The 18,679-nt window shown below is 73.4% G+C and carries 21 protein-coding genes and 8 pseudogenes; 12 read left to right on the forward strand and 17 right to left on the reverse strand.

What is annotated here, in order from left to right:
- Positions 1–76: 76 nt before the first annotated feature.
- The 5 genes and pseudogenes from U6N30_RS21790 to U6N30_RS21810 all read right to left on the reverse strand — a co-directional run.
- Positions 77–427: a cytidylate kinase-like family protein gene (locus tag U6N30_RS21790; protein ID WP_324273937.1), complete on the reverse strand. Its 351-nt coding sequence runs from the start codon at positions 425–427 to the stop codon at positions 77–79.
- A 161-nt stretch (positions 428–588) separates the two neighbouring features.
- A pseudogene (locus U6N30_RS21795) lies at positions 589–777 on the reverse strand (cytidylate kinase family protein); the annotation flags it as partial.
- Positions 699–1,208 carry a GNAT family N-acetyltransferase gene (locus U6N30_RS21800; protein ID WP_324278407.1) on the reverse strand — a complete coding sequence of 170 codons (510 nt, stop codon included), beginning with the start codon at positions 1,206–1,208 and terminating at the stop codon, positions 699–701. The gene U6N30_RS21800 and the pseudogene U6N30_RS21795, both read right to left, overlap by 79 nt.
- Before the next feature lie 58 nt (positions 1,209–1,266).
- The gene (locus U6N30_RS21805; RefSeq protein ID WP_324278408.1) at positions 1,267–1,806 is read right to left on the reverse strand and encodes an AIR synthase-related protein; all 540 of its coding nucleotides are present in this window, start codon (positions 1,804–1,806) and stop codon (positions 1,267–1,269) included.
- An 83-nt stretch (positions 1,807–1,889) separates the two neighbouring features.
- Positions 1,890–2,303 (reverse strand): annotated as a pseudogene (locus U6N30_RS21810) (thiamine-phosphate kinase); the annotation flags it as partial.
- A 107-nt stretch (positions 2,304–2,410) separates the two neighbouring features.
- On the opposite strand from U6N30_RS21810, the gene U6N30_RS21815 reads away from it, so the two are divergent.
- Together U6N30_RS21815 and U6N30_RS21820 are read left to right on the forward strand one after the other, a co-directional pair.
- Positions 2,411–2,644, forward strand: a complete 234-nt coding sequence (locus tag U6N30_RS21815) for an Lrp/AsnC ligand binding domain-containing protein (protein ID WP_324273938.1) — start codon at positions 2,411–2,413, stop codon at positions 2,642–2,644.
- Positions 2,645–2,708: 64 nt separating this feature from the next.
- Positions 2,709–3,248: a DUF3515 domain-containing protein gene (locus tag U6N30_RS21820; RefSeq protein WP_324273939.1), complete on the forward strand. Its 540-nt coding sequence runs from the start codon at positions 2,709–2,711 to the stop codon at positions 3,246–3,248.
- 8 nt (positions 3,249–3,256) lie between these two features.
- On the opposite strand, the gene U6N30_RS21825 is transcribed toward U6N30_RS21820, so the two are convergent.
- Genes U6N30_RS21825 through U6N30_RS35655 form a run of 4 tightly spaced genes read right to left on the reverse strand, consistent with a single transcriptional unit; the run spans position 3,257 to position 4,981 of the window.
- Positions 3,257–3,757 (reverse strand): hypothetical protein, encoded by a 501-nt coding sequence (locus U6N30_RS21825; protein ID WP_324273940.1) that lies wholly within the window; start codon positions 3,755–3,757, stop codon positions 3,257–3,259.
- Positions 3,754–3,921 carry a hypothetical protein gene (locus tag U6N30_RS21830; RefSeq protein WP_324273941.1) on the reverse strand — a complete coding sequence of 56 codons (168 nt, stop codon included), beginning with the start codon at positions 3,919–3,921 and terminating at the stop codon, positions 3,754–3,756. The genes U6N30_RS21825 and U6N30_RS21830 overlap by 4 nt, the downstream gene beginning before the upstream one ends.
- Positions 3,918–4,043 (reverse strand): hypothetical protein, encoded by a 126-nt coding sequence (locus U6N30_RS21835; RefSeq protein ID WP_422678136.1) that lies wholly within the window; start codon positions 4,041–4,043, stop codon positions 3,918–3,920. Before U6N30_RS21835 ends, U6N30_RS21830 begins: the two co-directional genes overlap by 4 nt.
- A 5-nt stretch (positions 4,044–4,048) precedes the next feature.
- The gene (locus U6N30_RS35655) at positions 4,049–4,981 is read right to left on the reverse strand and encodes a D-alanine--D-alanine ligase (RefSeq protein ID WP_479690624.1); all 933 of its coding nucleotides are present in this window, start codon (positions 4,979–4,981) and stop codon (positions 4,049–4,051) included.
- A gap of 190 nt (positions 4,982–5,171) precedes the next feature.
- Here U6N30_RS35655 and U6N30_RS21850 point away from each other — a divergent pair, with 190 nt between their 5' ends.
- On the forward strand, positions 5,172–5,711 hold the full coding sequence (locus U6N30_RS21850; protein ID WP_324273945.1) for a CDP-alcohol phosphatidyltransferase family protein: 540 nt from the start codon (positions 5,172–5,174) through the stop codon (positions 5,709–5,711).
- Between the two features lie 167 nt (positions 5,712–5,878).
- On the opposite strand, the gene U6N30_RS21855 is transcribed toward U6N30_RS21850, so the two are convergent.
- From U6N30_RS21855 to U6N30_RS21865, 3 genes are read right to left on the reverse strand one after another with little or no spacing between them, the layout of a single operon-like run.
- The gene (locus tag U6N30_RS21855) at positions 5,879–7,018 is read right to left on the reverse strand and encodes a cystathionine gamma-lyase (protein ID WP_324273946.1); all 1,140 of its coding nucleotides are present in this window, start codon (positions 7,016–7,018) and stop codon (positions 5,879–5,881) included.
- Positions 7,015–8,010, reverse strand: coding sequence for an NAD(P)H-dependent glycerol-3-phosphate dehydrogenase (locus tag U6N30_RS21860; protein WP_324273947.1), 996 nt, complete (start codon positions 8,008–8,010; stop codon positions 7,015–7,017). Before U6N30_RS21860 ends, U6N30_RS21855 begins: the two co-directional genes overlap by 4 nt.
- A complete protein-coding gene (locus tag U6N30_RS21865) occupies positions 8,007–8,876 on the reverse strand; it encodes a lysophospholipid acyltransferase family protein (RefSeq protein ID WP_324273948.1) in 870 nt (289 codons plus the stop codon). Before U6N30_RS21865 ends, U6N30_RS21860 begins: the two co-directional genes overlap by 4 nt.
- Positions 8,877–8,942: 66 nt before the next feature.
- Between U6N30_RS21865 and cofC the strand changes: the two genes are divergently transcribed.
- The 5 genes and pseudogenes from cofC to U6N30_RS21890 all read left to right on the forward strand — a co-directional run bounded on the left by cofC (position 8,943) and on the right by U6N30_RS21890 (position 12,631).
- Positions 8,943–9,587, forward strand: coding sequence for a 2-phospho-L-lactate guanylyltransferase (gene cofC, locus U6N30_RS21870; protein ID WP_324273949.1), 645 nt, complete (start codon positions 8,943–8,945; stop codon positions 9,585–9,587).
- Positions 9,588–9,646: 59 nt separating this feature from the next.
- Positions 9,647–11,710, forward strand: a complete 2,064-nt coding sequence (locus U6N30_RS21875; protein WP_324273950.1) for an RNA degradosome polyphosphate kinase — start codon at positions 9,647–9,649, stop codon at positions 11,708–11,710.
- Positions 11,607–11,981: pseudogene (locus tag U6N30_RS21880) on the forward strand (NUDIX hydrolase); the annotation flags it as partial. The gene U6N30_RS21875 and the pseudogene U6N30_RS21880, both read left to right, overlap by 104 nt.
- 137 nt (positions 11,982–12,118) lie before the next feature.
- Positions 12,119–12,310, forward strand: a pseudogene (locus U6N30_RS21885) (histidine phosphatase family protein); the annotation flags it as partial.
- Between the two features lie 18 nt (positions 12,311–12,328).
- Positions 12,329–12,631, forward strand: a complete 303-nt coding sequence (locus U6N30_RS21890; protein WP_324278602.1) for a hypothetical protein — start codon at positions 12,329–12,331, stop codon at positions 12,629–12,631.
- Positions 12,632–12,731: 100 nt separating this feature from the next.
- Here the strand turns inward: U6N30_RS21890 and leuD are convergent, their stop codons facing one another.
- Positions 12,732–13,340, reverse strand: a complete 609-nt coding sequence (leuD, locus tag U6N30_RS21895) for a 3-isopropylmalate dehydratase small subunit (RefSeq protein WP_324278409.1) — start codon at positions 13,338–13,340, stop codon at positions 12,732–12,734.
- Positions 13,341–13,467: 127 nt separating this feature from the next.
- Positions 13,468–14,828, reverse strand: a pseudogene (gene leuC, locus U6N30_RS21905) (3-isopropylmalate dehydratase large subunit); the annotation flags it as partial.
- Positions 14,829–14,852: 24 nt separating this feature from the next.
- On the opposite strand from leuC, the pseudogene U6N30_RS34410 reads away from it, so the two are divergent.
- The 4 genes and pseudogenes from U6N30_RS34410 to U6N30_RS21920 form a co-directional block, all read left to right on the forward strand.
- Positions 14,853–14,987, forward strand: a pseudogene (locus U6N30_RS34410) (helix-turn-helix domain-containing protein); the annotation flags it as partial.
- 46 nt (positions 14,988–15,033) lie between these two features.
- Positions 15,034–15,551 (forward strand): annotated as a pseudogene (locus U6N30_RS21910) (IclR family transcriptional regulator domain-containing protein).
- A 41-nt stretch (positions 15,552–15,592) separates the two neighbouring features.
- A pseudogene (locus tag U6N30_RS21915) lies at positions 15,593–16,221 on the forward strand (molybdopterin-dependent oxidoreductase); the annotation flags it as partial.
- A gap of 168 nt (positions 16,222–16,389) precedes the next feature.
- Complete coding sequence (locus tag U6N30_RS21920; RefSeq protein ID WP_324278410.1) at positions 16,390–16,713, forward strand: molybdopterin-binding protein; 324 nt, start codon at positions 16,390–16,392, stop codon at positions 16,711–16,713.
- On the opposite strand, the gene U6N30_RS21925 is transcribed toward U6N30_RS21920, so the two are convergent.
- From U6N30_RS21925 to U6N30_RS21935, 3 genes are read right to left on the reverse strand one after another with little or no spacing between them, the layout of a single operon-like run.
- The gene (locus U6N30_RS21925) at positions 16,710–16,979 is read right to left on the reverse strand and encodes a hypothetical protein (RefSeq protein WP_324273952.1); all 270 of its coding nucleotides are present in this window, start codon (positions 16,977–16,979) and stop codon (positions 16,710–16,712) included. The two genes, U6N30_RS21920 and U6N30_RS21925, sit on opposite strands and share 4 nt — an antisense overlap.
- Before the next feature lie 16 nt (positions 16,980–16,995).
- Positions 16,996–17,853: a sodium:solute symporter family transporter gene (locus U6N30_RS21930; protein WP_324278411.1), complete on the reverse strand. Its 858-nt coding sequence runs from the start codon at positions 17,851–17,853 to the stop codon at positions 16,996–16,998.
- Positions 17,769–18,668, reverse strand: coding sequence for a sodium:solute symporter family transporter (locus tag U6N30_RS21935; protein ID WP_324273953.1), 900 nt, complete (start codon positions 18,666–18,668; stop codon positions 17,769–17,771). Before U6N30_RS21935 ends, U6N30_RS21930 begins: the two co-directional genes overlap by 85 nt.
- Positions 18,669–18,679: the final 11 nt, after the last annotated feature.

Raw genomic sequence — 18,679 nt, forward strand, 5'->3', positions numbered from 1 at the left:
CTTGCGCTGCACCGTGAGGACGCGACTCCAGGGGTGAGGACGGCGGGACCGGAGCGGGGGACTGTGCAGCGACGACTCAGGTCCCGACCGCGCCGATCCCCCGCGCCCGTGCCGCGGTCACCACGAGGTCGACGACGGTCTGCACCGGCAGCGCCGTTCCGTCGACCACCAGGTGGTAGTGCCGCGCATCGGCCGGATCGCAGCGGTAGAAGTGCCGCACGTAGGCCTCCCGGGAGCGGTCGTTGGCCTCCATCTCGCGCAGCACCTCCTCCGGCGAGCGCCCCGACCGCGCGACGGCCGCCTCGAACCGTCGCTCGCGAGGTCCGTCGAGGCGCACGTGCAGGACGTCGGGGCGGTCGCGCAGCACCATCGCGCCGGCCCGGCCCAGGACCACTCCCCCGTCGCCGGAGGCGATGTCGGACAGCACGCGCTCGGTCTGCTCCCGGTAGGCCCGCGCGTCCGGCAGGGCCGAGGTCGGCAGGACTCCCCTACCGGGTCCGGCATGGTGCCCAGCGACGCCACCAGGCGCCAGATGCCCCGCACCACGGTCTCGTCGTTGGCCTCGGCCTCCTCGACCGGTACGCCGAGCCGCCCCGCGACCTGGGCGGGGATCGCCCGGTCGTGGAAGGGCAGGCCCAGCAGGCGCGCCACGGCCGGCGCCACCTCGGCCCCGGCCGCCCCGTAGGCAGCCGAGATGGTCACGACGCCCACGACGGCTCCTCGTCCTCGTCCCGGGTGGTCAGCGACCGGCCCAGGAAGACGGCCTCGGGTGCGCACGCGTAGACGCCGTACCCGGGCACCGGGCGGTAGCCCAGTCCGGCGTACAGCCTGAGCGCCTCGGGCTGCTCCTGGCCCGAGTTGAGGACCATCTGCGGGTAGCCCGCCGCGGCGGCGCCCTGCTCCAGGGCCGCGACCACCAGCCGGGCCACGCCGCGCCGCCGGAAGGCCGGCTCGACGTACACCCGCTTCATCTCGGCCACGCCCGCCGGCAGCGCCCGCCACGCACCGCACCCGGCGGGGACGCCGTCCACCTCGACGACCAGGAAGATGCCCCGCGGCGGCAGGAACTCCGCGGGGTCCACCACGGAGGCGTCCCGGCCGCCGTAGCGCTGCACGTACTCCTGCTGGACGGCCTCCACCAGGTACTGGGCCAGCGGGTCGTCGTAGGGCAGCGCGCGCAGCGTCGCCACCGTCCCGTCCCGCAGCACCCCCTCGCTCCGGGCGGGCCGTTCGCCGCTCGTGCCCCCGTGTGCCGGAGCCGCCCGGTTAGCCGAAGTGCACATGCCCCGATCCTTCCGCACCGACCGCGCGGGCGACGTCCCCGGCGGGCTGCCCGTCGACCAGGACACCGGCCGCCCGCCCCTTGCGCACCCGACCGATGGGGGTCCACCCCACGGGCAGGGCGGCCCGGGCCGGGAAGGTGGCCACCAGGGCATGGTCCTCACCACCGGTGAGCACCCAGGCCAGCGGGTCGACCCCCAGCGCCGAGCCGACCTGCTGCAGCGGCGCGGCGTCGTCCAGGCAGGCGCGGACGAGCGCGGCCCGGTCGATGTCGATGACCACCGTGCTGGCGGAGGCGATGTGCCCGAGGTCGGCGAGCAGGCCGTCGCTGACGTCGCACATCGCCGTGGCCCCGGCCTCGGCCGCGCCGGGGCCGGCCGCGTACGGCGGGGTCGGCCGCCGGTGCGCCGCCACCACCGCGATCGGGCTGCTGAACCCCCGGCGCAGGACGGCGAGACCGCTGGCCGACCAGCCCAGACGGCCGGCCAGCGCGACGACGTCCCCCGCCCGTGCGCCCGAACGCAGAACCGGGGCACGCCCCCGAGGTCGCCCAGCGCGGTCACGGAGAGGACGACCGACGCGCTGTCGGCGGCCGAGGCGACCAGGTCACCGCCCACGACCGCCGCGCCCAGCGGGGCGCACTCCGCCGCCAGCCCGGCCGCCACGCCCTCCAGCCAGGCCGTCTGCGTGGACGAGGGGCACGCGAGGCCGACCAGCAGCGCCGTCGCCACCCCGCCCATGGCCGCCACGTCGGCCAGGTTGGCTGCCGCCGCCTTGTGCCCGATGTCCTCGGCCGAGGACCAGTCGCGCCGGAAGTGCCGGCCCTCCACGAGGACGTCGGTGGTCGCGACCACCCGCCGGTCCGGGGTGCGGAGGACGGCGGCGTCGTCCCCGGGGCCCACCTGGGCGACGCGCGCGGTACCGGCCTGGGCGAGCACGCGGTCGATCACCCCGAACTCCCCGACCACCTTCACGGTGTCGGCGGGGTCGCCCTTGGGAACGAGCGGGCGGGGGCGAGTCATCGGTTCCCTTCCGGTGCTGAGGTAGGTTCCCGAACTGACCGCCACCCGGCGGGGACGACGAACCGGCAGTGTTGCCCGAGGCAGTGTTGCCCGAGAAGGGGTCTCCCGTGGTCCACGCCTACATCCTCATCCAGACCGAAGTCGGCAAGGCCGCCCAGGTAGCAGCGACGATCGGCGAGATCGTCGGGGTGACCAAGGCCGAGGATGTCACCGGCCCGTACGACGTGATCGTCCGGGCCGAGGCCGAGTCGGTCGACGAGCTCGGCCGCCTGGTCGTGGCCCGCGTCCAGTCGGTCGACGGCATCACCCGGACGCTCACCTGTCCGGTCGTGAACATCTGAGTGCCTCCTGAGGCAGCTCCCTGACCGACGACGTCCCACCCCCGGGGCCCCGCCGGAGGACCCGTTGCGGCGGATCGCGCTGATCGCGACCGCCGTCCTGGTGCCCGTCGTCGTCGCGTTGGTCGTGCTGGCGAACGTCCTCGGCGGCGACGACGACCGCCCGGCGGCCATCGACGGCGGTGCCCCGGCGCAGCGGGAGGACCTCCCCGTCCTCCCCGTCGAGGTGCCGCCGGCGACCCCCGAGGCGGACGCCAACTGCCCCGCCCTGATGGGGACCCTGCCGCTGGAGCTGGCCGGTGAACCGTCCCGGCGGGTGGACTCGGACACGCCCTACGCCTACGCCTGGGGCGACCCGGCGATCGTCCTGGTCTGCGGTGTCGACCGTCCCGCCGGCTTCGTCGCCGGCGTCTCCGCGATCCAGATCAACGGGGTCCAGTGGTACGTGGACACCTCCGACCCCGATGCGACGGTGTGGACGACCGTCGACCGCCCGGTGTACGTGGAGATCACCCTGCCGCCGGCCGTGGACAGCGCCCCGGTCACCGCGCTCACGCCGCAGATCGCCGCGGCGCTGCCGTACCAGGAGCCCGACCCCGCAGAGTGATGCGTGCCTCACGTCGGCGGCAGCCGGTCGAGCTGCTCGGCCAGGACGGCACGCACCTCCTCCTCGGCGGCCTCGACCGAATCGGCCACGGCGGTCACCCCCACGCTGAACACCCCGTGGCCGCACCAGACGAAGCTGGCCGGGCCCGTCAGCCCGCGCCCCGTCTCCGGATCCTCCACCGACAGCAGCCGGCAGCCTCCCGGCAGGCCACGCGGGTCCTCGTCGAGGGTGCCCGCGTAGTGGGCCGCGTCGTTGCGGGCGAGGTCCTCGGCGTAGGCCGACGCCCCGGACCTCGTCTCGAACTGGTCCACGAAGACGCCGGTCATGACGGCCGGGCCGGCACCCCAGAACCGCTCCCAGCCGAACCGGTAGCCGTAGTCCTCGAGCACCTCGCGCTCGCGCACCGGGTCGTCGGCATAGGCCGCGACGTCCTCGACGCGCTTGGCCCCGGCCGGTGGCTCGAGCGCGTCGTCCGCGAGCCGGGTCAGACCGGAGGGCACCTCGGTCACGAGCAGCGGTTCCAGCTCCTCGGGGACGCCGGGAGCGCCTGCGCCGCTCCGGCCGTGGGCACGCCGTCGACCGCGCGGGTGCAGCCCGTCAGGGTCAGGACGCACGGCAGCACGGCGAGCAGGACGGCTCCCCGGCGGAGCCGGGGCCGCCGCCCGGGGATCACCGAGCGATCCGGGAGCCGCCGTCCACTGCGGACCGCACCAGCCGGTCCACGAGCTCGGGGTAGGCGACGCCGCTGGCCGCCCACATGCGCGGGAACATCGAGATCGGGGTGAAGCCGGGCATCGTGTTCACCTCGTTGATGACCAGGCGCTCCGCGCCGTCGGGGCGGTGCCCAGGAAGAAGTCGACCCGCGCCAGCCCTTGGCAGTCCATCGCCTGGTAGGCCCGCACCGATGCCTCCTGCACCGCGGCGGTCTGCTCCGGGGTCAGCTCGGCCGGGACGTCGAAATCCACGGAATCGTCGAGGTACTTGGCCGAGAAGTCGTACCAGTCGACACCCGGACGCAGCCGGATCTCGGCCGGGAGGCTGGCCTCCGGCAGGCCGCCGCCCGCGCCGGCGAGCACGCCGCACTCGATCTCCCGGCCGGGGACGGAGGCCTCCACGATCACCTTCGGATCGACGGCCGCGGCCGTGGCGACCGCCTCGGGGAACTGCGCCCAGTCGGTGACCTTCGTGATGCCGATGCTCGACCCGGCCCGCGAGGGCTTCACGAAGACCGGCAGGCCCAGCCACTCCCGGGCCACCTCGTCCAGCAGCCCGGGGTCGGCGCTGATCGCCCCGGTGGCGTCCCGCAGGACGACGTGGTCCCCTGCGGCAGCCCGGCCGCGGCCAGCAGCTTCTTGGTGAACTCCTTGTCCATCGAGGCGGCGCTGGCGAACACACCGGACCCGACGTAGGGCAGCCCGGCCATCTCGAGCAGGCCCTGGATCGTCCCGTCCTCGCCGTAGGCGCCGTGCAGCACCGGGAAGACGACGTCGACGCCGGTGAGCGCCGGCCCCACCGCGGTTCCGGGGTCGAGCACCGCGAGCCCCCGGGCGGCCGGGTCGCCGACGAGGGAGACGGCGGTGCCGCCGGTGACCTCGGGCAGCTTCCCGTCGGCGATCGCCAGGCGCTGGTCGGGATCGGCCAGCACCCAGCCGCCGTCCGGGGTGATGCCGACCCGCACGACCTCGTAGCGCTCGGTGTCGAGGGCGGCGATCACGCTCCCCGCCGAGACGCAGGAGATCGCGTGCTCGGCGCTGCGGCCCCGAACACGACCGCGATCCGCAGCTTGCCCGACCCCGCGCCGTCCGATCCCTGCCCCGCCATCCCGCTCATCACCGCGACCCTAGTGGAGCGGGTGTGACAACCTCGTCGCGTGCACGAGAACGCCGTGGCGACGGAGACCGACGCGTCGCCCCCCGGTTCCCCGTGGGACTGCGGCTGGCGGGCGCGGCCGTGCACCTCTACACCGCCAGTGGCTCCGTCCTGGGCCTGCTGATCGTCCTGGCGGCCTTCGAGGGCGACGTGGAGGCGGCCCTCTGGCTCGGCCTGGCCACGTTGTTCATCGACGGCACCGACGGGATGCTGGCTCGCCGGTTCCGCGTGAAGGAGACGATCCCCTGGTTCGACGGCGCCCGAATGGACGACATCGTCGACTACCTCACCTACGTCTTCGCCCCGGTCGTCCTGCTGTGGACCACCGGCTACTTCCCCGGAGGTGCGCTCGGCTGGGTCCTCGCGTCCCTGCCGCTCCTGGCGTCGTGCTACCAGTTCTGCCGGGTGGACGCGAAGACGTCCGACCACTTCTTCCTGGGGTTTCCCAGCTACTGGAACATCGTCGCGTTCTACGTGATCGTGCTCGACGTCAGCGATCTGGTGACCGGGGTCACGATCGTCGTCTTCGCGGTCCTGGTCTTCGTGCCGATCCGCTACCTGTACCCTCCCGCACGCGGGCCCTGCAGGGCCTGACGCTCACCCTCACCCTCGTCTGGCTGGTCACCTACGCGGTCCTCGTCGTCCAGCTGCCCGACCCGAACCCCTGGGTGATCGGGCTGTCCCTGGGCTACATCGCCTACTACTACGGGCTCAGCCTGTGGATGACGGCCCGTGGCGCGCACGCCCGCCGGGTGGCCCGCTCAGTCGAGGGCAGCCAGGGCGACTGACAGGTCCTCGACCAGGTCGGCGGTGTCCTCGATGCCGCACGAAAGCCGCACGAAGCCGGGAGCGACCGCGTCCGCGCCCCACTGCGCCCGCCGGTCGATCGAGCTGTGCACGCCGCCGAAGCTGGTGGCCGCCGTCCAGAGCCGGGTTCCGGCGAGCAGCCGGGCCACCGCGTCGGCGTCGGGCAGCTCGGCGGAGACCACACCGTTGGGGCGCAGCATCTGCCGGGAGGCGAGCTCGAACGACGGGTCCGCCGCCCGCCACGGCCACCGGACGCCGGTGACCGCCGGGGCGCCGGCCAGCACCTCCGCGACCGCGGCCGCGTTGGTGGCCTGACGGGCCAGCCGCAGGTCCAGCGTGCTCATCGAGCGGTGGCCCAGCCACGCCTCGAAGGGGCCGGGCGTGCTGCCCGTCCGGTCGCGGAAGCCCTTGACCCGCGCGAAGAGCTCCTCGTCGGCCGTGGTGACGTGGCCGAGGAGCAGGTCGCTGTGCCCGGTGAGCGCCTTGGTGTCGCTGCCGACGGTCATGTGCGCGCCCAGCTCCAGCGGGCGCTGCCCGAGCGGCGTGGCGGTCGTGTTGTCGACCGCCACCAACGTGCCCTCGGTGCGGGCCGCGCGGGCCACCGCGGCGATGTCGCAGACGTCGAGCTGCGGATTGCTGGGGGTCTCCAGCAGGATCAGCCGGACGCCGTCCAGCCCGCCGTCGGCGGCGAACGCCTCGACGCCGGTCGTCGGCACGTACTCGACGTCGATCCCGAACCGCGCGAGCTCCTCGCCTCCGAGCAGACGGGTCGTGTAGTAGCCGTCCGACGGCAGCACCACCCGGTCCCCGGAGCCGGCGCAGGAGAGCACGGCGGCCGTGAGCGCGGCCATCCCGGTGGCGAAGGACAGGCACCGGCCGCCGTCCAGCTCGCCGACGGCGGACTCGAAGTCGCGCAGCGTCGGCTGCTCGGTGCGGGCGTAGGCGTCCGCACCACCCGCTCTCGGCGGCAGGTCGGCGAGGTGGAAAGGCGCGGCGAACACCGGCGAGGGCCGCAGCGGGGCCCCGGCGACCGGTTCTCCCTCCCCGGCCCGGACCGACCGGGTCCCGTCGCCCCAGGAGGCGGACGACCTCATTCCGGCTTCGCCTCGCGGGACATGATTTCCCGCACCATCTGCCCCGGGGCCTCACCCTCGTGGCAGACGCGCACGACGGCCTCGGTGATCGGCACGTCGATGCCGTGGGCCCGGGCGAGGTCGAGCACCGAGCGGCAGCTCTTCACGCCCTCCGCCGTCTGCCGGGTGCTCTCCTGCACCTCGACGACCGACATCCCACGGCCCAGCTTCTCCCCGAAGGTTCGGTTGCGGGACAGCGGCGAGCTGCAGGTGGCCACCAGGTCGCCCAGCCCGGCGAGCCCGGCGAACGTGGTCAGCTCCGCGCCGAGCGCCATGCCCAGCCGCGCCGTCTCGGCCAGCCCGCGGGTGATCAGGGAGGCGCGGGTGTTGTCGCCGAAGCCGAGCCCCTCCGCGATCCCGCAGGCAAGGGCGATGACGTTCTTGACCGCCCCGCCGAGCTCGCAGCCCACCATGTCGGGGTTGGTGTACGGCCGGAAGTAGGGCGTGTGACAGGCGGCCTGGAGCCGGCCGGCCCGCTCGGCGTCGGGGCAGGCGATGACGGTCGCGGCGGGCTGCTCCTCGGCGATCTCCCGGGCCAGGTTCGGGCCGGAGAGCACCGCGACGCGGTCGGTGCCGGCCCCGGTGACCTCGCAGATCACCTCGCTCATCCGCTTGGTGGTCCCCAACTCGATGCCCTTCATCAGCGAGAGCAGCGTGGCGTCGCCGGGCAGCAGCGGACCCCAGTCGGTGAGGTTCCCGCGCAGCGACTGCGAGGGGACGGCGAGGACGACGACGTCGGCGTCGAGCAGCGCCTCGGCCGGATCCGCCGTCGCGCGGACCGCGGTCGGCAGCCGCACACCGGGCAGGTAGTCCCGGTTCTCGCCGTCCTCCGTGATGGCCTTCGCCAGCTCCGGGCGCCGCGCGTGCAGCGCCACGTCGCACCCGGCGTCGGCGAGGACCTTCGCGAACGTCGTCCCCCACGACCCGGCCCCGAGGACCGCGGCGCGCGTCATGCCGCGCTCCCGGAGACGTCGCCGGGCAGCTCGCGGCGCGGACGTGGGTGGAAGGTCGGCGGTGCGGGCTCGTCCCGGAGCTCGGCCAGTCCCTCGCGCACGCGGGTCATGATCAGGTCGGTCGTCTCCCTCAGCAGTTCGGCGGTCAGCGGATGCCCGGCCCGCACGCGGGACCGTTGGTCGGCGAGGTCCACCGGCTCGCCGACCAGGTAGTCGGCGGGCGCCCGGAAGCGCAGCCGCAGCTGCCGGCGGTGGTAGTCGTGCACCTCCTGGGGGCCCCACTGGGCCACCGGGAGGACGACCGCGTCGGTGGTCAGGGCCAGCCTGGCAACACCCGTGCGGGACTGCATGGGCCACCAGTCCGGATCCCGGGTGACCGAGCCCTCCGGGTAGATCACGACGACGTTGCCGGCGTCCAGGTCGGCCGTCGCCGCCTCCAGCGCCTCGTGCGCCGAATCGGAGAAGCGCGCGACGGGGATCTGGCCCGCGCTGCGCAGCAGGGTGCCGGCGAAGCCGGTGAACACCGACTCCTTGGCCAGGAAGTGCGGCAGCCGCCCGTTGTCGAACACCAGCCGCGCGCAGGCGAGCGGGTCGAGGATCGAGATGTGGTTCGCGACGAGCAGGACGGGGCCGTTCGCCGGCAACCGGCCGCCGTGGCGGTAGCGCAGCCGGAACATGAGCGAGGACACCGGGTAGATCACGACGATGGCGGCGACCATGCCGTACGTCAGCCGCCCGCGGGTGCGCCACTTCGCCGGGTGCGTCCGGACGCGCCGCGCGACCGCGGAAGCCCGCGCTCCCGCCTGGCCCGAGGACGTCTGCTCCCCCACCGGCTGGCCTCCCGTCATCCCTGTGATCCTGCCCATGATCGACCCTCCACGTCCCCCGACGCGCACCGGGGTCCCCCGTGTGGGCGGCGGGCCGGACCAGGTGTGCTGACATGGGTCCGTGCCCCCTGGTCCGTCGTCGTCCCCGCCAAGCGGCTCGACGTCGCCAAGACGCGGCTGCGTCCGCTGACCGCGGAGCGGCACGATGCGGGAGCCGCCCACCGCGAGCTGGTCCTGGCGCTGCTGGCCGACACGGTCGACGCGGCGATCGCGTGCTCCGTGGTCGAGGCGGTCGTGGTGGTCACCGACGACCCGGACGCGACCGACGTGGTCCGCGCGCTCGGTGCCACGACCGTCGCCGACGAGCCCGACCGCGGGCTCAACCCCGCGCTCGAGCACGGGGCACGCACGGTCCCGGGACCGGCGGTCGCAGCACTCTCCTCCGACCTGCCGGCGCTGCGGCCCGATGAGCTCGCCGCCGCGCTGGACGCCGCGGCGGGTACGGCTCGCGCGTTCGTCGCCGACGCCCAGGGCACCGGGACGACGTTGCTGACCGCTGTCGGCACCGACCTGCGGCCTCGTTTCGGCCCCGGCTCGGCCGAGGCACACCGCACCGGCGGGGCGGTCGCGCTGGCGGGCAGCTGGCCCGGGCTGGTGCGCGACGTGGACACCGAGGCCGACCTGCGGGCGGCCCTCGGTCTCGGCGCCGGGCCGCGCACCACGGCCGTCGTGCAGCGCCTGACGCGCTGACCCCGGCCGCGGCCGCAGTTGACCACTCGCCGTTCACGTCGGTGCGGCACGATGGCCCCGTGCCCTCCGAGAGCCCGCCCCGAGCCCTGCCCTCCGACCGCTTCCTCAACCGGGAGCTCTCCTGGCTGGACTTCAACGCACGGGTGCTCGAACTCGCCGAGGACACGGAACCGCCGCTGCTGGAGCGGGTGAAGTTCCTCGCCATCTTCGCCAGCAACCTCGACGAGTTCTTCATGGTCCGCATCGCCGGGCTCAAGCGCCGGCAGACGACCGGGCTCTCCGTCCGGTCCCCCGACGGCCTCACGATCCGCGAGCAGCTGGAACTGATCACCGAGCGGACCCAGGAGCTCGTCCAGCGGCACGCCGACGTCTTCATCAAGGACGTCGCCCCGCGGCTGGAGGACGTCGGCGTCCGGATCGTGCACTGGGCCGACCTCGCCGACGACGACGCCCGACGGCTGCGGGAGTACTTCCGCGACCAGGTGTTCCCGGTCCTCACCCCGCTGGCGGTCGACCCCGCACACCCCTTCCCCTACATCAGCGGGCTGTCGCTCAACCTCGCCGTCTCGGTGCGCGATCCCGACACCGGCAACCCACGCTTCGCCCGGCTCAAGGTGCCCAACAACGTGCCCCGGTTCATCCCGGTCGGCGCCGCCGGCACGACGACGTTCCTCCTGCTCGAGGACCTCATCTCCGCGCACCTGCCGCAGCTCTTCCCCGGCCTGGACGTCCTGGACCACCACCTGTTCCGGGTCACCCGCAACGCCGACCTCGAGGTCGAGGAGGACCGCGACGAGGACCTCCTGCAGGCACTCGAGCGCGAACTGGCCCGCCGCCGGTTCGGCCCGGCGGTGCGCCTGGAGGTCACCGACTCCATGGACCCGCAGATCCTGGAGGTGCTGATCTCCGAGCTCGAGATCAGCACGGAGGACGTGGTCACCGTCCCCGGGCCGCTGGACCTCGCGGCGTTCATCGCGCTGTACGACCTGGACAAGCCGGAGCTCAAGGACGAGCCGTTCGTGCCGGCCACGCATCCGCGGCTGTCGGAGGGCGAGACGCCCAAGAGCGTCTTCGCCACCCTGCGCGAGGGCGACGTCCTCGTCCACCACCCCTACGACTCGTTCGCGACCAGCGTGCAGCGGTTCATCGAGCAGGCGGCCGCGGATCCGAACGTCCTGGCGATCAAGCAGACCCTCTACCGCACCTCCGGCGACTCGCCGATCGTGCACGCCCTCATCGAGGCTGCCGAGGCCGGCAAGCAGGTCGTCGTGCTCGTGGAGATCAAGGCCCGCTTCGACGAGGAGGCCAACATCACCTGGGCCCGGTCGCTGGAGCGGGCCGGCTGCCACGTCGTGTACGGGCTGGTGGGCCTGAAGACGCACTGCAAGACGGCTCTGGTGGTCCGCCGGGAGCACGGTGTGCTGCGCCGGTACTGCCACATCGGGACGGGCAACTACAACCCGAAGACCGCCCGCATCTACGAGGACCTCGGCATCCTCACCGCCGACCCGCGCGTCGGGGCCGACCTGACCGACCTGTTCAACACCCTGACCGGGTACTCGCGGCAGACCAACTACCGGATGCTCATGGTCGCCCCGCACGGCATCCGGGCGGGGCTGATCGAGAAGATCCGCCGGGAGGCCCGGCACGCCGCCGAGGGCAGGCCGTCCGGCATCCGGTTCAAGCTCAACTCCCTGGTCGACGAGCGGATCATCGACGCGCTCTACGAGGCGTCCGCCGCGGGTGTGCCGGTCGAGCTCTTCATCCGCGGCATCTGCGCGCTGCGTCCGGGCGTCCCCGGCCTCTCCGAGACGATCAGGGCGCGCTCGATCGTGGGCCGGTTCCTCGAGCACTCGCGGGTCATGGCGTTCGAGAACGACGGCGACCGGGAGTGGTGGCTGGGCAGCGCCGACCTCATGCACCGCAACCTGGACCGTCGCGTCGAGGTCCTGCTGCGGATCTGCGACGAGGGCGCGCGCCGCCAGCTCGCCCGGATGTTCGACGACGCCATGGCCTCCGATGTCCGCAGCTGGCAGCTCGGCGGGGACGGGGGCTGGACCCGCACCGGCGAGACCGACTACCAGGCACAGCGCCTGGCGCAGGTCGGTGAGCACGCTGGCTGAGCCCCGCCACACCGTCATCGCCGCCGGTGGCGTGGTCTGGCGCCCACGGGAGGACGGCGGTGGGCCGGAGGTCGCCGTCGCGCACCGGCCGCGCTACGACGACTGGTCGCTGCCCAAGGGCAAGCTCGACCGCGGTGAGCACCCGCTGACCGCCGCCGTGCGGGAGGTGGGCGAGGAGACCGGCCTCGCGGTCGTGGTCGGCCGGCGCACCCTTCGCACCAGCTATCCGGTCGTCGAGGGGCTCAAGCGGGTCGACTACTGGGTGATGCAGGCGGTCGGCGGCGAGTTCGAGCCCAACGACGAGGTCGACGACCTCCGCTGGCTCCCCCGCAGGAGGCGGCCGGACTCTGCACGCACGACCACGACCGCGCCGTGGTCGCCGACCTGCTCCGGGACGACGCCCCGCGGATGCCCACCCTGGTGCTGGTCCGGCACGGGCACGCCGGCAGCCGCAGCGACTGGGACGGCCCGGACGAGCTCCGCCCGCTCGACGGACGCGGACGGCGCGAGGCGGCCCGGCTGGCCGAGGTCCTGCCGGTGTTCGCGCCGACGGCGGTGCTCTCGGCCAGGCGCACGCGCTGCGAGGAGACCGTGGCCCCGCTCGCCGAGCGGATCGGCGTGCCCGTGGAGCCGGTGACGGAGCTCGGCGAGGAGGAGTTCGCCGACGATCCGCAGGCCGGCCTGGCCGTGGTCGAGCGTCTCCTGGCCCCGCGGCCCGCGCCCGGCGTGACCGTCATCTGCAGCCAGGGCGGGGCGATCCCCTCGGTGCTCCTGGCCCTGGGCGTGCACGTCGAGGGCGTCCGCGTGCACCCGCCGGCCGCGAAGGGCAGCGTCTGGGTGCTGGGCGGGCGGCCGGGGGCGTTGAGCGCCGACTACTTCCGGAACTTCGACCCCGACCCCGACGCCCCAGGCCCGGCATAGCTACCCAGGGGACCCCGACGCCCCAGGCCCGGCATAGGTACCTATACGTGCGTTTCGCGGCGGAGAACGCATGTATAGGTACCTATGCCTGGGCCGTGGCTCAGCGCGTGGGGAGGGCGGGGAGAGCCCGGGGAAGCCAGGCCGGGCGGCGGCCCTCGAAGGTTTCGACGTCGTCGAGGTTGCGCTCGGTGAGACCGACGTCGTCCAGGCCCTCGAGCAGCCGCCAGCGCGTGTAGTCGTCGACGTCGAAGGCCACCGTGACGGCGCCGTACGTGACCTGCTTCGCCTGCAGGTCGACGGTCACCTGGGTGGTCGGATCGGCCTCGATCGCCGCCCACAACGCCTCGACGTCGGCCTGCGGGAGGACGACGGTGAGCAGCCCGTCCTTGGTCGAGTTGTTGCGGAAGATGTCGGCGAACCGCGAGCTGATCACGACGCGGAAGCCGCCGTCCTTGAGCGCCCACACCGCGTGCTCGCGGGAAGAGCCGGTGCCGAAGTCCGGGCCGGCGACCAGCACCGAGGCATCGGCGTACTGCGGCTGGTTGAGCACGAAGTCCGGCTCGTTGGTCCGCCAGGCCGTGAACAGGCCGTCGGCGAAGCCGGTGCGGGTGATTCGCTTGAGGTACTCGGCCGGGATGATCTGGTCGGTGTCGACGTTCGACCGGCGCAGCGGGGCCGCGGTGCCGGTGTGGGTGGTGAAGGCGTCCATGGTCACGAGCTCCAGTCTCAGACGACAGCCGGCTGGGAGGGGTGAGGTCGGCCGGGGCGGTCAGCTTCCCCGTGAGAGCGGTGGCGGCGGCGACGGAGGGCGACACCAGGTGGGTGCGCCCGCCCTTGCCCTGCCGGCCTTGGAAGTTGCGGTTGCTGGTGGAGGCCGAGCGCTCGCCGGGCTTGAGCTGGTCGGGGTTCATGCCCAGGCACATCGAGCAGCCCGCGCCCCGCCACTCGGCACCGGCGTCCAGGAACACCCGGTCCAGGCCCTCGGCCTCGGCCTGCGCCTTGACGCCCACCGAGCCGGGGACGACCAGCATCCGGGTGTCGGCGTCGATCCGCTTGCCGCGCAGCAGCTCGGCGGCGATGCGGAGGTCCTCGATGCGGCCGTTCGTGCAGGAGCCCAGGAAGACGGTGTCGACCTCGATCTCGCGCAGGGGCGTCCCGGGTTCGAGGCCCATGTAGGCCAGCGCCTGCTGCGCGGCCCGGCGCTCGCCCTCGTCGGCGATGTCCGCCGGGTCGGGGACGATGCCGTCGATCGGCAGGCCCTGCCCGGGGTTGGTGCCCCAGGTGACGAAGGGGTCAGGGTCGAGGCGTCGAGCACCACCTCGCGGTCGAAGACGGCGCCCTCGTCGGTGCGCAGCGTCGACCAGTACTCCACGGCGGCGTTCCAGTCGGCCCCTGCGGGTGCATGGGGCCGGCCCCGGAGGAAGTCGAGGGTCACCTGGTCGGGAGCGATGAGCCCGGCCTTGGCGCCGGCCTCGATCGACATGTTGCAGATCGTCATCCGGGCCTCCATCGACAGCGCCTCGATCGCGCTGCCGCGGTACTCGATGACGTGCCCCTGGGCTCCGTTGGTCCCGATCTGGGCGATGACCGCCAGGATGACGTCCTTCGACGAGACGCCCGGGGGCAGCTGCCCGTCCACCGTCACCGCCATCTGCTTGGGCTTGTACTGCGGCAGGGTCTGGGTGGCGAGCACGTGCTCGACCTCGCTGGTGCCGATCCCGAACGCCAGCGCTCCGAACGCCCCGTGCGTGGAGGTGTGGCTGTCACCGCACACGATCGTCATCCCCGGCTGGGTCATCCCCAGCTGCGGGCCGATGACGTGCACGATGCCCTGGTCGCGGTCGCCCATCGGGGCCAGCCGGATGCCGAACTCGGCGGCGTTCGTGCGCAGCGCCTCGATCTGCGCCCGGCTCACCGGGTCTGCGATGGGAGCCAGGATGTCGAGGGTCGGGACGTTGTGGTCCTCGGTCGCCATCGTCAGGTCGGGACGGCGCACCGTGCGGCCCGCCGCGCGGAGCCCGTCGAAGGCCTGCGGGCTGGTCACCTCGTGCACGAGGTGCAGGTCGATGTAGAGCAGGTCGGGCTCGCCCGCGGCGCTGCGCACCACGTGAGCCTCGTAGACCTTCTCCGCCAGGGTCTTCGGCACGGTGGATCCTTCCGAGGTAGTGCTCGCACCCCGCTGGACTAGCCGTCTCACTGTTTGGGATGCAAGTATTGCTGTATGGGACAGCCTAACCCCGTCGCCGTCTTGGACAAAGCGGTGACCATCCTCCGCGCGGTGGCCGACGAGCCGGCGACCCTCGCCGAGCTGGTCAGCCGCACCGGCCTGCCCCGCGCCACCGCCCACCGCCTCGCCGTCGCCCTGGAGGGCACCGCCTCGTCCGGCGCACCCAGGAGGGCGCCTGGGCTCCCGGGCCGGCCCTGGTCGAGCTCGGCCGCGGCGGTGCCGACCTCGCCGATCTGGCCGGACGGCACCTGGTCGTCCTGCGCGACGCCAGCGGGAGAGCGCCCAGTTCTACGTCCGCGACGGCGCAACGCGCGTCTGCGTCGCCGCGGCCGAGCGCACCAGCGGGCTGCGCGACACCGTCCCCGTCGGCGCGCGGCTGCCCATGACGGCGGGGTCGGCCGCTCATGCGCTGCTCGCCTTCACGCCGGCCGACGAGGTCACCCGCCTGCTGCCGTCGGCCAGCTTCACCGCCCGGACCCTGCTCGACGTCCGCCGGCGCGGCTGGGCGCACAGCGTGGCCGAACGCGAGCCGGGGTCGCGTCGCTGTCCGCCCCGGTGCGCGACGGCTCCGGGACGGTCCTGGGCGCCGTCTCCATCTCCGGCCCGGTGGAGCGGCTGGGCCGCCGCCCCAGCCCCGAGATCGTCGGTGCGGTGCTCGACGCGGCGGCTGCCATCTCCCGCGCAGCCCGCTGAGGGCCCTGGTCCCGAACGGTCCGCCGGGCCACACTCGCGGCATGACTGCCGACGTCGCCCCGGTCGAACTCGCCCAGGCCGGACGGGCCCGCGTCGCCGGACCCGGCGAGGGCATCGGCCTGGACGAGCTCGCCCTGGCCACCCGCAACCACGGCCTGCCGTTGGAGGCCCTCCGGTACGACGTGACCCCGCCGGGCCTGCACTACGTCCTCACCCACTTCGACATCCCCGCCGCCGACGCCGCGACCTGGGAGCTGCGCATCGACGGCGCCGTCGACCGGCCGCTCACCCTGGGGATGGACGATGTGGTGCGCCGCCCCGCCGTCACCTCGCGCGTGCTGCTCGAGTGCGCCGGGAACGGCCGGGCACGCCTCGAGCCGCGCCCGGTCAGCCAGCCGTGGCTGCTGGAGGCCGTCGGGACGGCGGAGTGGACCGGCACGCCGCTGGCGCCGCTGCTGGAGGAGGCGGGCCTCTCCCCGACGCCGTCGACGTCATCTTCACCGGTGCCGACCACGGCGTGGAGCGCGGCGTCGAGCAGGACTACGCCCGCGGGCTGCCGTTGGCCGAGGCCCTGCGCCCGGACGCCCTGCTGGTCTGGGCGATGAACGGGCAGCCGCTCCCGCCGCAGCACGGCGCACCGCTCCGGCTGGTGATCCCCGGCTGGTACGGCATGGCGCACGTGAAGTGGCTGACCCGCATCGACGTCCTGACCGAGGCGTTCACCGGCTACCAGAACGCCACCGCCTACCGGCTGAAGGTGGACGCCCACGAGGCCGGCGAGCCGGTCACGCGGATCCGGCCACGGGCGCTGGTGGCCCCGCCCGGGTGGCCGGACTTCATGACGCGGGAGCGGTTCGTCCGCGCCGGCGCCGTGCCGCTGTCCGGGCGGGCGTGGTCCGGCCGCGCGCCCGTCACGCGCGTCGAGGTGAGCACCGACGGCGGCCGGACGTGGGACGACGCCACCGTCGCCCCGGTCGATCCGGGGCACCCGTTCGCCTGGCGGGCCTGGCGCTACGACTGGACCGCGTCCGCCGGCGCGCAGGAGCTGCTGGTCCGGGCCACCGACGAGGACGGCACCCAGCCGGTCGAGCAGGAGTGGAACCGCCAGGGCATGGCGAACAACCTCGTCCAGCGGGTCCCCGTCACGGTGCTGCCGGCCTAGTCCTCCCGGGGCTCCTCCGGTGTCTCCACGACGATCGGGCGCATCCGCGACCAGAGCGCGAACCCGACGGCGACGGCGACCATCGCGATCCCGGCCCACAGGTTGGCGTTCACCCCGCCGGCCTTCGCCAGTGCCTCCTCCGACCGGTCGACGATCCCCACGATCACGAGGACGACGCCGTAGAACCCGATCAGGCCGGCGATGACGTTGCGGACGTCGAACGCCCCTGCCGCCTGCTTCGTGCCTGGCTGCTTCCCGGTGCTCATCCGATGTGCTCCTGACTCAGCTGAAGATGACGTTCAGGGCGACGACCAGGGCCAGCGCGATGCCGGCGAGCGGCACCGGCGACTGGTACCAGGGCAGGCGGTGCGCCTCCGGATCGGTGCGCTGCTCCTTCGGCGTCTCCGAGTAGACCAGCCCCGCCAGCTCGGCGACCGGCTTCGGTGCCGTCACCTGGGTGACCGCGACGCTCACCACGATGTCGACGACGAACGCGGCGGCGGCGGCCACGAAGGCGCCGCCCTGACCCGGCAGGTCGAACACCCCTGCGGCCACCAGCCGGTCCACGGTGATCGCCGCGGCCGTGCCGGACACCAGCCCCACCCAGCCGGCGGTCGGCGTCATGCGCTTCCAGAACATGCCGAGGATGAACGTGGCGAACAGCGGCGCGTTGAAGAAGCCGAACAGCGTCTGCAGGTAGTCCATCAGGTTGTCGTAGCCGGCGGCGATCAGCGCCGTCCCGACCGCGGCCGCCGTGGCGCCGACCGTCGCCCACCGGCCGACCCGGAGGTAGTAGTCGTCGGGGCGGTCCTTCTTCACGTACTGCTGCCACAGGTCGTAGCTGAAGACGGTGTTGAACGAGGAGATGTTGGCCGCCATGCCGGCCATGAACGCCGCGAGCAGCCCGGCGATCGCGATGCCGAGCAGGCCGTTGGGCAGTACGTCGCGGATCAGCAGCAGGATCGCGTCGTTGTAGTCGATGTCGCCGCCCTCCGCGGGATCGGCCTTGAAGGCGACCATCTCGCTGACCAGGACGCCGGCGATCATGCCGGGGATCACGACGATGAACGGCACGAACATCTTCGGGAACGCACCGATGATCGGGGTGCTCCGCGCCGCGGACATCGACTTGGTCGCCATCGCCCGCTGCACCTCGACGAAGTTCGTCGTCCAGTACCCGAAGGACAGCACGAAGCCGAGCCCGAACACGATGCCGATGACCGACCAGATGGGGTTCTCGAAGCCGGACAGCTCGGTGGCCGGCCACGAGGACAGCTGCTCCTCACCCCCGGCGACTCCCGGACGGCGTCGATCAGCCCGCCGACGCCGCCCACCTTGTTCAGCCCGATGAGGGTCAGCGGCAGCAGCGCGGCGACGATGACGAAGAACTGCAGGACCTCGTTGTAGATCGCCGCCGACAGCCCGCCCAGGGTGATGTAGCTGAGCACGATGACCGCGGCGAGGATCAGCGACACCCACAGCGGCCAACCCAGCAGCGAGCCGACGATCGTGGCCAGCAGGTAGAGGTTGATCCCGGCGATGAGCACCTGCGCGACGGCGAAGCTGATCGCGTTGACCAGGTGGGCGCCGGTGCCGAACCGGCGGCGCATGAACTCCGGGACGCTGCGGACCTTCGAGCCGTAGTAGAAGGGCATCATCACGATGCCCAGGAACAGCATCGCGGGGACGGCGCCGATCCAGAAGTAGTGCATCGTGGCCATGCCGTACTGCGCGCCGTTGGCCGACATGCCGATGATCTCGACCGCGCCGAGGTTGGCCGAGATGAACGCCAGGCCGGTCACCCAGGCCGGCAGCGAGCGGCCGGACAGGAAGAAGTCGAGGCTGTCCGACACCCGCCGGCGGGCGGCGAGCCCGATCCCCAGGACGACGGCGAAGTAGACGGCGACCAGCGCGTAGTCGATGAACGAGGCGTCCAGCCTCAGGGAGTCCTCCACGACGCTCCTTC

This window comes from Blastococcus brunescens (assembly GCF_035320885.1).
GTDB lineage: Bacteria > Actinomycetota > Actinomycetes > Mycobacteriales > Geodermatophilaceae > Blastococcus_B > Blastococcus_B brunescens.